Here is a 12,290-nt window from a genome sequence, read left to right on the forward strand (position 1 = left end):
CCGACGCCCGGCAGTTGACCGGACGCTAACACGCGGGGCGCCCCGGCGGCCCGGGACGCCCCCTGACGTGCGTCAGCTCAGGCGGGTCAGCTTGTCGCCGATGCCCGGCTCGTCCACGGCGCTCCGCAGCGCCACCGGCACCCGTACCTGGCTGGCACCCTCGCCCACCGTGAGGGTGCCGACCTTGGTGCCGGCCGGGGCCGTGTGCGGCGGGGTCGCTCCGTCGTCGCTCAGCTCCAGCTCGACCTTCAGGCCCGACCAGCCGACGACCTTGACGTCCTTGGTCGCGATGACCGGGGTCCTGCCGCCCATCCCGTTGTCGACGTGACCGACGACCTCGCCCTTCTTCACGACCGTGCGGCTCTCCAGCAGCTCCTGCGTCGCGAGCATCGCCTGCTTGCTGGCGGCGATCGCCGTGCCGAGGATCGGCGTCCTGTGCTGGCCGAAGACCGCGCCGACGATCAGCTGGTCCGTGTCGCCGACCTTCTTGTGCGCGGCGAACAGCAGGTTGCCGCCGGCCTTGGTGGTGCTGCCGGTCTTGATGCCGATCGCGCCGTCGAACGGCACGAGCTCGTTCCAGTTGCGCCACTTCTTGCCGGAGGGGTCCTTCCACTCGGGAAGCTTGGTGATGTCCACCAGCGCCGGGATCTCCACCAGCTTCTCGCCCAGCTTCACCTGGTCCTCGGCGGTGCTCACGGTCGTCGCGTCGAGCCCGGAGGGGTCGGTGTAGGTGGTGTTGGTCATCCCGAGCTCCTTGGCGGTGGCGTTCATCTTCTTGACGAACGCCGCCTCGGAACCCGCGTCCCAGCGGGCGAGCAGCCGTGCGATGTTGTTCGCGGACGGGATCATGATGGCCGCGATCGCGTCGCGCTCGGAGATCTTGTCGCCGGCCTTGACGGTGTCCAGCGTGGACTCGCCCTGGGCGTCGAAGCCGCCCTCCTTCTCGGCCTTGGGGTCGATCTCGATCATCGGCCCGTTCTCCCCCTTCTTCAGGGGGTGGTCGCGCAGGATGATGTACGCGGTCATCGACTTGGTGACGGACGCGATCGGCACCGGCTTCTGCTCGCCGAACGAGTCGACCGTGCCGAGGCCCGTGGCCGTCATCCAGCCCTGGCCCTGGTCGGGCCACGGGAGGGACGGCTTGCCGCCCTCGAAGGCGTACGAGGACTCGGCGGTGAGCGTCAGGGTGGGCTCCGGCAGCGGCCGGACGGCCTGTACGACCGCAAAGACGATCAGCAGGAGGATGACGAGCGGCGTCCAGATCTTCACGCGCCGGACCAGCGTGCGGACCGGGGTCTCCGGGGGCGGCGGCGTGTTGGTCAGCTCGGCGAGCAGGTCGAGCGGTGGCAGCGGCGGCATGGGCTGCTGCTTGGTCCGCTCGGCCTCGGTGAGGGACGCGGGCTCGGCGCTCCCTGCCGGTGCGGCGCTCCCTGCGGGTGCGGTGCTCCCTGCGGGTGCGGCCGGCGCGGGCTTGGGCGGGGAATCCGGCGTGGGCTTCGGCGTGGGCTTCGGCGTGGGCTTCGGCTGCCCGGCAGGGCGTACGTCGTCGTGGCGCAGCGGTACGAACTTGCTGGTCCGCTCGGCGGGCTTCTCGGGTGCGGGCTTGGGATCCGGCTTCGGTTCCGCCTCGGGCTCAGCCCCGGGTGCTGCTCCGGACTTCGCTTCGGGCTTCGCCTTGGGCGGCGTGACGGCCTTCAGCATGGTCGTCGGCTGGTCCACGGCCTTGCGCGGGATCGCCTGGAAGACAGCGGTGGGCTGGTCGACGGGCGCGTCCGCCTTCGGGTCCTTCGCGTCCTTCGGGGCGTGCGGGTCCTCCTCGGAACCCTTCGCGTCCTGCGCGTCCTGCGCGTCCTGCGGGGCCGGGGCGGCCTGCGGGGCCTTCGCGTCCTGCGCGTCCTGCGGGGCCGGGGCGGCCGCGGAGGGCTCCGCACCGCCGCCCGAGCGCGGGGCCCGGGGCGCGCGGGCCGGCGCGGGCGCCGGGGCGTCCGCGCCCTGGCGCTCGTCCGCCGTGGCGGAACCTTCCGCCCCGGCGTCACCGCCGTCCTCGGAGGCGGCGGCGTCCTTGGGCGCGTCGTCGGCGACCCAGGCCGCCACGGCGGCGCGCAGCCGCGCGTCACCGTCCTTCGAGCGGTCCTCCGCGGCACCCCTGTCCGAAGAGGCCGCCTCCGCCGGCTCCTCGCCGGACGGGGCGGCTTCGTCGTCCTCGTCGTCCTCGTCGTCGTCCTCGCCGTTGTGCGGCGCGGTGGCCTCCGCGGCCCCCGGCTCGTCGCCGGACGCGGGCTCGCCACCCCGGCGAGCGGCCTCCTCCCCCTTCGCGGGTGCGCCGGACCCCGGGGCCTCGGGAGCGGGAGCGTCGGGGGACTCCGCAGCCTCGGGAGCCTCCGGAGCGTCGGCGGATCCAGGAGCCTCCGCGGCGTCCGGTGCGTCGGACGGCTGGGGAACCGCGGTGGTCCGGGGAAGCGTCTTGAAGACCGCGGTCGGCTGGTCGACGGCTGCCCCGTCGCCGCGCACGCGCACCCGCGGGTCGCGTTCGCTCGAAGACGTCCTCCCCGACGACTTCTGCTGCTCCGACTTGTCGGGGGACTCGCCCGCCACCGTGCCTCCTTCAAAAACGCCGTGTCCGAACCATGTACCAGTGTCCTGTGTGAGCGCTTGGCCCCCGTGCTAGACGAGAACGACATACCTACCGGTTCCCGTACGAAGCACCCAGGCACTCTCGACAGACCAATGTGAGAGGGGTCACCCTGTCATTCATCCACGCGGGGAGGCATGGATGGGCAGGAGCCGCAGAACACTTCCGGAGGAGCTTCTGCTGCTCGCTCTGGACCCGGCCACGGGTACCACAGCGCAGCCGCAGTCGCTCGACCTCGGTCTCGCCGGAGCTCAGCTAGTGGAGCTGGCACTGGCGGGACGGATAGCCCCTGACGGGGATCGTATCGCCGTGGTGATGCCACGGCCGACCGGAGATCCGACACTGGACTCCGCGCTGGAACTGCTGCGCAGGCGTGGCAGCCCGGTGCGGGCGGTCCACTGGATCGGCGGGCCCCGGCTGGGGCTGCGCCAGACGTATCTCTCGCATCTGGAACGGTGCGGCATGGTGCATGCCGTCGAGGGCCAGATGTGCGGGGTGCTGCCGACGACTCGCTACCAGGCGACGGACACGGCCATCAGCCGGGAGATCAGGGCCCGGCTGGACAGCGCGATCCGCACCGGTGTGCCGCCGGACCCGCGGACCGCGGCGCTCGCCGCGCTGGCCCATGCGGTCGGACTCGGCAAGCACCTGTACCCGGGGAACGAGGGACGCTCGTCCCGCTCCCGGCTGCGGGACCTGATCAGGCACGACCCCATGGGCGGACTCGTGGCGCACGCCGTGCTGGACGTCCAGAACGGCGCGGCCGCACAGCCCCGCCGCAGTCCCACCGCACCGGGCGGCGGCGGCCGGCAGGCCGCGGGCGTACCGATGCAGCAGCGGTCGCGCGCCGCCGGGCCGATGGCCCGTGTCGTCAGCGCGTAACGCACCACGCAAGACCCGTACGGGAGCCGCACGAGAGCGCGCGGGGCAGCCCACCAGGGCGGTCCCGCGCGCTCGTGTCCGCGCCGCTCGCACGCCGCGTGTGTGGCCATTTCCCAGCGCGCCCGGCGCATTGGTGGCAGTCTGCTGAGACGTAGATACGCAGAGCTACGCCAGTTTCAGATAGGCAGCCGGAGGTGCAGTTTCCGTGGCGTCCAACGTCAACCCCACCGTCAGGCGACGCAGATTGGGCCAGGAGCTGCGGCGACTGCGTGAGCTCAAGGGCATGACGGCGGAGGAGGTGGCGGAGCGGCTGCTGGTGTCGCAGTCGAAGATCAGCCGTCTGGAGAACGGCCGCCGCTCCATCAGCCAGCGCGACGTCCGTGACCTGTGCGGGGTGTACGAGGTCGAGGACCACCGGATCGTCGATTCGCTGATGCAGATGGCGAAGGACTCGCGCCAGCAGGGCTGGTGGCACGCCTTCGGTGACATCCCGTACAGCGTCTACATCGGCCTGGAGACGGACGCCGCCTCGCTGCGGGTGTACGAGCCGCAGGTGGTGCCGGGGTTGCTGCAGACCCGGCGGTACGCGGAGGCCCTGATCACCGGTGCGCTGCCGGAGAGCGCGCCGGCGGACATCGAGAAACGGGTCAACGTCCGGGCCCGCCGCCAGGAGCGCATCAAGGACTCCGAGCAGCCGCTGCGCCTGTGGGCGGTGATCGACGAATCGGCGCTGCGCCGGGTGGTGGGCGACAAGCAGCTCATGATCGAGCAGCTGGAGCACCTCGTCGAGCAGTCGCAGCAGCCCCATGTCACGGTCCAGGTGCTGCCGTTCGAGATGGGTGCGCATCCGGGCATCAGCGGGCACTACGCGATCCTGGAGTTCCCGGACGCCGCCGACTCCTCCGTCGTCTATATCGAGGGGGTCACCAGCGACCTCTACCTGGAGAAGGCGAACGACGTCCAGAAGTACAGCGTCATGTACGAGCACCTGCGCGCCCAGGCGCTCAACGCCGACCAGACGCGGCAGTTCATCACGGGTGTGATGAAGGACTACGCACGCTGACGTACACCGGTCCGGACGAGAAGGCCGGTACGGTACACCCCCACCGGCCTTCCACGGAAGGCCCCTTGGAATATGCCATCCGGTCGAGTGAACGACCGGCCCGCGCTCCGAAGCCGACGAGTAGCGTCGATCACGCCAGTACGGCCCATTCGCGGCCCCCTTACGGCAGAAACCGGAGCGAAGAAGATGGCAATCATTCAGGGCGCCACGGACACCTGGACCAAGTCCTCGTACTCGGGCGGCAACGGTGCGTGTGTCGAAGTGAAGTCCCCGGTGGTCCAGGAGATCGCGGTGCGGGACTCGAAGGTGCCGGCAGGACCGTCGATCACGTTCGTCCCCTCCTCGTGGAACGCGTTCGTCCGGGAAGTGAGCACGGGGGCCCTCTGAGCCTGTCCGCCGCTCGGCAGCACCGCACCACCGCATGAGCCCTCTCGACTGGTCCGCCGTCCCGGCCGAGGGGGCTCGGTCGTGCCCGGCGCACGCCGGCCCGCGACCCCGCAGAAGCCGGTCCACGTACCGGTCCGCCCGGCACGGCCGGGATGAACGGCGCCAGGGAGCCGCCCGGAGCCGCGCCGGTGGTGCGCGGGGGCGCATTCCCCACCCCGCCGGCACCGCGAGGCCCTCGCCCGCGAAGTCACGGTCGTCATCAAGTGGGTGGCCGGCCTGATGGGGCCGATCGCGATCCCGTTCACGCTCGGGCTGCTGCGGGCCTTCCGGAAGTCGGGGCCGACGGCGGCTCTGGTGTCATGGGCGGCGGGCCTGTTCGCCTTCCGGCTGACGAACTACGGCATGGACGGCGTCGAGCTGCAGATCCAGATCGTCTCGCCGGTGGCGACCTCGCTGCTGCTGTACGTGCTGATCGGGTTCGTCAGGCCGGAGGACACCCCGGAGCGGGACCGGGTGCTCGACCGGCTCCACTCCGACGCCGGCGGCCCGGCGTCCGGGGCGGGTGCCCTCGCGGAGCCCGGGCCCCGGACCCGGAGGACCCCCGTCCGTCAGCCCCTCGGGTAGCGGGCGAGCCAGCCCGGCGCGGAGGCGCCCGGTCCGTGCAGGGCGGGGCCCTGCGTCATCTCCATGGCGAAGTCGTCCGCCAGTTCCAGGATCGTCGGCCGCCCTTCCAGCTCGGCCAGCCAGGCCGGCGGGAGGGCGGTCTCGCCGTGCAGGGCACCCAGCAGCGCGCCGGTGAGCGCACCGGTGGCCTCCGAGGGCCCGTCGTGGTTGACGGCCAGGCGCAGCCCGTGCCGCACGTCCTCGCCGACCAGCGCGCAGTACACGGCGATGGCCAGCGCGTCCTCCGCGTGCTCGCCGTCGGTGTCGCCGAGCGACGAGATCCGCGCGGGGCTCGGGATGCCCTGGCGCACGGCGCCGAGGGCTCGCTTGAGTGCCTCGGCCACCGGCTCGTGGCCGGGGCGGGGCGCGAGCTGGGCCAGCGCCCGCTGGACGGAGCCGTCGACGGTCTCACCACGGGCCAGGCCGTGCACGATGACGGCGAAGGCACCGGCCGCCAGGTACGCGGCGGGGTGGCCGTGCGTCTGGACCGCGCACTCCACGGCGAGCTGGCACACCAACTGCGGTTCCCAGCCCACCAGCAGCCCGAACGGCGCGGAGCGCACCAGCGCGCCGGCGTCCCGGGCGGCGGGGTTCCTGGGGTGGTCCAGCGTGCCCAGGATCTCGTCGGCGAGCCCGGTGAGGGTCGCGCGGGCCGGGTCGCGGCGGGCGTAGAGCCACTCCTCGCAGGCGAGCCACCCGTTGTCCTTGCGACGCTCGTCGGGACCCCAGTCCCGCTGGGTCGCCGCCCACCGCAGGTGCGCGCGGTGCACGTCGGTCGGCGGGTGCCAGGCGCCGGTGTCGCGGCGCACCTGGGCGCGTATCAGCCCGTCGACCGTGAAGAGCGTGAGCTGGGTGGCCGACGTGACGGCCCCGCGCCGCCCGTACGCGGGCGTCAGGTCGGCCAGGCCCTCGGCGCCGTGCGCGGCGCGGATCGCCTCCACCGACAGCTGCGAGACCCCGGCCCCCAGGGCGTCACCGATGGCGCCGCCGAGGAGGCAGCCCCGCACCCGGGCGCGGAAGTCCTGCTGCTCGGCCCGGCCCCAGACAGCCGCGGCTGCTGCACACACCTCGCGCCCCTCCCGTCCCTGTCACCTGCGTCCGGCGCGCAGCACTGTAATCGAACGGGTGCCGGTCGTCCGGGGGCCGCGTGTTATGCGGCCGTTCCCCCTCCTGGCGGCTTCTGGGCGGGTTCATACCGGGGCGTCCAGCACCGGCAGCAGCTCCGGCAGGTGCCCGTCGGAGGCGGCCGCCGTGCGGATGCGCTCCTCGGGCACCTCGCCGTACAGCGTCGTGCGGGGCCGGGCGGGGCGGCCCGCCGACTCCGCCATGGCGACGAGGTCCCGGATGGAGCGGTAGGAGCCGTAACGGGAGCCCGCCATCCGGGAGATGGTCTCCTCCATGAGGGTGCCGCCCAGGTCGTTGGCGCCGGAGCGGAGCATCTCGGCGGCGCCGTCCGCGCCGAGTTTGACCCAGCTCGTCTGGATATTGGGGATGTGCGGGTGGAGCAGGAGGCGGGCCATGGCGGTGACCGCGCGGTTGTCGCGGACCGTGGGGCCGGGGCGGGCGATGCCCGCGAGGTAGACAGGGGCGTTGGTGTGGATGAACGGCAGCGTGACGAACTCGGTGAAGCCGCCGGTCTCCTGCTGGATGCGGGAGAGCGTGCGGAAGTGGCCGAGCCAGTGGCGGGGCTGGTCGACGTGCCCGTACATCATGGTCGAGGAGGAGCGGATGCCGAGCTCGTGGGCGGTCCTCACCACCTCGATCCAGGTGGCGGCCGGCAGTTTGCCCTTGGTGAGGACCCAGCGCACCTCGTCGTCGAGGATCTCCGCGGCCGTTCCCGGAATGGAGTCCAGACCGGCCTCCTTGGCCGCCGTCAGCCATTCGCGGACGGACAGTCCGGTCCGGGTGGCGCCGTTGACGATCTCCATCGGCGAGAAGGCGTGGACGTGCATGTCCGGGACGCGCCGCTTCACGGCCCGCGCGATGTCGAAGTACGCCGTGCCCGGCAGGTCCGGGTGGATGCCGCCCTGCATGCACACCTCGACCGCGCCGATCTCCCACGCCTGCTGCGCCCGGTCGGCGACCTGGTCCAGGGAGAGGGTGTACGCGTCGGCGTCGGTACGGCGCTGGGCGAAGGCGCAGAAGCGGCAGCCGGTGTAGCAGACGTTGGTGAAGTTGATGTTGCGGGTGACGACGTAGGTGACGTCGTCGCCGACCGTGTCGCGGCGGACGTCGTCGGCGATGCGGGTGAGGGCGTCCAGCGCGGGTCCGTCCGCGTGCAGCAGCGCCAGGGCCTGGTCGTCGGTCAGCCCGGCCGGGTCGTCGGCGGCCTGCCGCAGCGCGTCCCGCGCGTCCGTGTCGATGCGCTGCGGCACCATGCCGGGCGCGGCGGCCTCGCGCAGCGCCTCCCAGTCGCCGTACACCTCGTCGAAGTCGTCCCGCCGGTCGTGGGTGCGCCCGGTGGTGTCGATGGTGCGGTGCAGGTCGGTGCGGCCCGAGCCGGTGAACGTCTCGTCGGGTTCCTGCCACGGCAGGCCGCGGACGGGCGCGTCCGGGTTCGCCAGGCCGGTCGCGGGGTCGGCGAGCGCGGTCACGTGCGGCAGCAGCCGCGGGTCGAGCCACGGCTCGCCGCGCCGGACGAACTCGGGGTAGACGCAGAGGCGTTCGCGCAGCTCGAAGCCCGCGGCGGCGGACTGCGCGGCGAGGGCCTCGATCCGCGGCCAGGGCCGCTCCGGGTTCACGTGGTCGATGGTGACCGGGGAGACCCCGCCCCAGTCGTCGATGCCGGCGGCGACGATCCGCCCGTACTCCCCGTCGACCAGGTTCGGCGGGGCCTGGAGACAGGCGGAGGGGCCCATGATGTGCCGGGCGACGGCGATCGTGGCGACCAGGTCGTCCAGCTCGGCGTCGGGCATGCCGCGCATCGCCGTGTCCGGCTTGGCGCGGAAGTTCTGGATGATGAGTTCCTGGATGCCGTGGTAGGCGCGGGCGACGCGGCGCAGCGCGAAGAGGGACTCGGCCCGCTCCTCGTACGTCTCGCCGATGCCGATGAGCAGCCCGCTGGTGAACGGCACGGAGGAGCGCCCGGCGTCCTCCAGGACGCGCAGCCGCACGGCGGGCTCCTTGTCCGGGGAGCCGTGGTGCGGGCCGCCCGGCTCCGACCAGAGCCGGGTCGCGGTGGTCTCCAGCATCATGCCCATGGAGGGGGCGACGGGCTTGAGCCGCTGGAAGTCGGTCCACGACATGACGCCCGGGTTCAGGTGCGGCAGCAGCCCGGTCTCCTCGAGGATCCGGATCGCCATGGCCCGTACGTACGCGAGGGTGTCGTCGTAGCCGTGCGCGTCCAGCCACTCCCGGGCCTCGGGCCAGCGGTCCTCGGGCTTGTCCCCCAGCGTGATGAGGGCTTCCTTGCAGCCCAGTCCGGCGCCGCGCCGCGCGATGTCCAGCACCTCGTCCGGCGACATGTAGAGCCCGTGTCCCGCCCTGCGCAGCTTGCCGGGCACGGTGGCGAAGGTGCAGTAGTGGCACTTGTCGCGGCACAGCCGGGTCAGGGGGATGAAGACGCTCTTCGAGTACGTGATGACCCCGCCGCGCCCGGCCGCCTCCAGACCGGCGTCCCGCACCCGCGCGGCGGACGCGGTGAGGTCCCGCAGGTCCTCCCCGCGCGCCTGCAGCAGCACGGCGGCCTCGGCGACGTCCAGCGCCACCCCGTCCCGGGCCCGCTTCAGGGCGCGGCGCATGGCGTTCCGGGTGGGGCTTCCGTGCTGGTCAACGGTCATGGACCGAGCATACGAGGACGGAATCCCTACAGGTACTGGGCATAGTCGTCCAGCGTGCGCAGCACCTCCGGCTCGGAGGCGGCGGGGAGTTGCGCCACCACCTCCGTGATGCCGAGCTCCGCGAAGCGGTCGAGCTTGCCGGCGCTCGGGCGGACCGCGTAGGGCACGACCCGCAGGGCGGCCGGGTCGCGGTCCGCCTTCTCCCAGGCGTCGCGCAGGGCGGGGACGGTCTCGGTCAGGCCGCGGCCGCCGATGGGCATCCAGCCGTCGGCGTGCGCGGCGATGCGGGAGAAGAGCTTGGGGCCGGCCGCGCCGCCGAACAGGATCCGGGGAGCGCCGCCCGCCGGTTTGGGCCACGCGCTGGAGGCGCGTACCGAGTGGAACTCGCCTTGGTGGGCGGTCGGTTCCTCCGCCCACAGGGCCCGCATGAGGGCCAGTGCGTCGTGGGTGCGGTCGCGCCGGGTGCGCCAGACCACGCCGTGGTCCTCGGCCTCCTCGCGGTTCCAGCCGTAGCCGACGCCGAGGGTGAAGCGGCCGCCGGAGAGGTGGTCGAGGGTGGCGATCTGCTTGGCCAGGTCGATCGGGTCGTGCTGGGCGACGAGGGTGATGCCGGTGCCGAGGCCGAGCCGTTCGGTGACGGCGGCGGCCTGGCCGAGCGCCACGAACGCGTCGAGGCAGCGGCCGTACTCGGGCGGCAGGACACCGCCGGCCGGGTAGGGGCTGGTGCGCTCGACGGGGATGTGGCTGTGCTCGGGCAGGTAGAGGCCCGCGAATCCGCGCTGCTCCAGCTCGCGTGCGAGCCGTACGGGCGTGATCGTCTGATCGGTCAGGAAGATCGTGGTCGCGATGCGCATGCGGTCAACGTATGGCGTACTGCGGCGGATTCCGAGACCGTCGGCGTACGTTGTCGGCGCGTTCACCTCGTACGGGGAGGGTGGGTCCATGCTGGGCAGGCGGGAGTTCGTGGCGGGGGCGGCGGGGGCGTTCGCACTGCCGGGTGTGGGCTTCACGGGCGGCCGCTCGGAGGTGGTCGTGCGCGGCACGCTGCCGCCCGGTTCGCCCGACTACGTGTACCTGCCGGTCGAGGTCCCGCCCGGGGTGCGGGAGCTGCGGGTGTCGTACGCGTACGACCGGCCCGCCGTGCCCGCGGGGACGCAGGGCAACGCCCTCGACATCGGCATCTTCGACGAGCGCGGGACCGGTCTCGGCGGGCGCGGGTTCCGCGGCTGGTCGGGGGGCGCGCGGTCGGAGTTCTTCCTGCGGGCCGACGCGGCGACGCCGGGCTACCTCCCGGGGCCCGTGCGCGCCGGGACGTGGCACCTCGTCCTCGGGCCGTACACGGTGGCCCCGCAGGGCCTGGCGTACACGGTGACGGTCGGGATCGAGCACGGGCCCGCGGGGGTGACGCCGCGGCCGGTGTACCCGCCGCAGCGGGCGCGGGGACGCGGGCGGGCCTGGTACCGCGGTGACTGCCACCTGCACTCGGTGTACTCGGACGGCCGCCGCACGCCCGCGGAGATCGCCGCGGCCGCGCGGGCCGCCGGGCTGGACTTCATCAACACCTCCGAGCACAACACGCACGCGGCGCACGGCGCGTGGGAGGGCCTGTGGGGCGAGGACCTGCTCGTCCTGACCGGCGAGGAGGTCACGACGCGCACCGGTCACGTCGTGGCGCTCGGCACCGACCCCGGCACGTTCGTCGACTGGCGCTACCGGGCGCGCGACAACCGGTTCGGGCACTACGCCCGGGAGATCCGGCGCGCCGGCGGGCTGGTCGTGCCGGCGCACCCGCACGCCACCTGTGTCGGCTGCTCCTGGAGGTTCGGCTTCGCCGAGGCCGATGCGGTGGAGGTCTGGAACGGCCCCTGGACCCCGGACGACGAGGTGGCGCTGGCCGACTGGGACGCCACGCTGAGCGCGGGCCGGGGCCGCTGGATACCGGCGATGGGCAGCAGTGACGCGCACCGCGAGCCGCAGCGGGTGGGCGAGCCGCAGACCGTGGTGCTGGCTGACGACCTGACGCGGGAGGCGGTCCTGGACGGGCTGCGGGCCGGGCGCTCGTACGTCGCCGAGTCGTCGGCCGTCTCGCTGGCGTTCTCGGCGGCGGGCGGGCGCGGCGCGCACGCCGGGATCGGCGGGCGGCTGCGCGTGGCGCCGGACGCCCCGGTGGCCGTCCGCCTGGAGGTGACCGGCGCGCCGGGCTGCACGGTCCGCTTCGTCACCGACCAGGGTGTGCTGCACACGGCGGCGCTGCCCGCGTCGGGCACGGGCGGTGCGGAGTGGACGACGACCCCGGCGTACGCCGCGTACGTCCGCGCGGAGGTACGCCACCCGGCGGGCGCCCCGGTGACGGGCCTGCCGGGCGCGCTCGCGGCCTTCACGAATCCGGTGTTCCTGGGGTGAGGGCCCCGGGGCGCCCAGGGGGAGCGCCCTGCCCGGTGCCGCGCCGACCGGTTCTTCCGCGTCAGTCGTTCACGGCGGTGAGCAGGACGGCCGCGTCCGTCACGGCCTTCAGGCCGTGCCGCTCGTGCGGCATCAGGTACAGGGCCCCCATGGTCAGTTCCTTGTCCCCGGAGGGGCCCGTCACCTTCACCACGCCCCGCAGGACCTGGATCGAGGAGGCGGGCGGCGGGGTGTGCTCGTCCAGGGCGGTGCCGGCGGTGAGCGCGATGACGGTCTGGCGCAGGGGCGGGTCGCGCAGGATCAGGTTGGCGCTGCGGCCGTGCTCGTCGGCGTGGGCGGCCTTGAGGTGTTCCTCGGCGATGTCGTTGAGGTCGTACATACGCTCCACCTTGCCGCGTGGCCGCTTTCCCCGCATACGGAAGGGCGGCCGCCGTGCCGTCCCACGGTGGCCGCCCTTCCGGCTCAGGTGTTGCCCGGGTGC

Annotated in this window: 9 protein-coding genes and 1 pseudogene; 5 read left to right on the forward strand and 5 right to left on the reverse strand. The window is 73.4% G+C overall.

What is annotated here, in order from left to right:
• Positions 1-72: 72 nt before the first annotated feature.
• On the reverse strand, positions 73-2,595 hold the full coding sequence (locus IH00_RS0112970) for a D-alanyl-D-alanine carboxypeptidase (RefSeq protein WP_031072916.1): 2,523 nt from the start codon (positions 2,593-2,595) through the stop codon (positions 73-75).
• A 178-nt stretch (positions 2,596-2,773) separates the two neighbouring features.
• Between IH00_RS0112970 and IH00_RS0112975 the strand changes: the two genes are divergently transcribed.
• From IH00_RS0112975 to IH00_RS0112990, 4 genes and pseudogenes are all read left to right on the forward strand, one after another.
• Positions 2,774-3,514: a GOLPH3/VPS74 family protein gene (locus IH00_RS0112975; protein ID WP_031072917.1), complete on the forward strand. Its 741-nt coding sequence runs from the start codon at positions 2,774-2,776 to the stop codon at positions 3,512-3,514.
• 205 nt (positions 3,515-3,719) lie between these two features.
• Entirely contained in the window at positions 3,720-4,577 is an 858-nt protein-coding gene (locus tag IH00_RS0112980; RefSeq protein WP_031072918.1) for a helix-turn-helix domain-containing protein, read from the forward strand.
• 186 nt (positions 4,578-4,763) lie between these two features.
• On the forward strand, positions 4,764-4,964 hold the full coding sequence (locus IH00_RS0112985) for a DUF397 domain-containing protein (RefSeq protein WP_031072919.1): 201 nt from the start codon (positions 4,764-4,766) through the stop codon (positions 4,962-4,964).
• A gap of 246 nt (positions 4,965-5,210) precedes the next feature.
• Positions 5,211-5,588: pseudogene (locus IH00_RS0112990) on the forward strand (Na+:solute symporter); the annotation flags it as partial.
• Here IH00_RS0112990 and IH00_RS0112995 read toward each other — a convergent pair.
• The 3 genes from IH00_RS0112995 to IH00_RS0113005 all read right to left on the reverse strand — a co-directional run bounded on the left by IH00_RS0112995 (position 5,573) and on the right by IH00_RS0113005 (position 10,260).
• Positions 5,573-6,694 carry an ADP-ribosylglycohydrolase family protein gene (locus tag IH00_RS0112995; RefSeq protein WP_031072925.1) on the reverse strand — a complete coding sequence of 374 codons (1,122 nt, stop codon included), beginning with the start codon at positions 6,692-6,694 and terminating at the stop codon, positions 5,573-5,575. The pseudogene IH00_RS0112990 and the gene IH00_RS0112995 sit on opposite strands and share 16 nt — an antisense overlap.
• Before the next feature lie 123 nt (positions 6,695-6,817).
• Complete coding sequence (locus IH00_RS0113000; protein ID WP_031072927.1) at positions 6,818-9,406, reverse strand: bifunctional FO biosynthesis protein CofGH; 2,589 nt, start codon at positions 9,404-9,406, stop codon at positions 6,818-6,820.
• 26 nt (positions 9,407-9,432) lie between these two features.
• Complete coding sequence (locus IH00_RS0113005; RefSeq protein WP_031072928.1) at positions 9,433-10,260, reverse strand: LLM class F420-dependent oxidoreductase; 828 nt, start codon at positions 10,258-10,260, stop codon at positions 9,433-9,435.
• 88 nt (positions 10,261-10,348) lie between these two features.
• On the opposite strand from IH00_RS0113005, the gene IH00_RS0113010 reads away from it, so the two are divergent.
• Positions 10,349-11,809, forward strand: a complete 1,461-nt coding sequence (locus tag IH00_RS0113010) for a CehA/McbA family metallohydrolase (RefSeq protein ID WP_031072930.1) — start codon at positions 10,349-10,351, stop codon at positions 11,807-11,809.
• 61 nt (positions 11,810-11,870) lie between these two features.
• On the opposite strand, the gene IH00_RS0113015 is transcribed toward IH00_RS0113010, so the two are convergent.
• On the reverse strand, positions 11,871-12,188 hold the full coding sequence (locus IH00_RS0113015; RefSeq protein WP_031072932.1) for a cupin domain-containing protein: 318 nt from the start codon (positions 12,186-12,188) through the stop codon (positions 11,871-11,873).
• Positions 12,189-12,290: the final 102 nt, after the last annotated feature.

Origin of the sequence: Streptomyces sp. NRRL S-118, assembly GCF_000716335.1 — a bacterium.
Classification (GTDB): Bacteria; Actinomycetota; Actinomycetes; order Streptomycetales; family Streptomycetaceae; genus Streptomyces.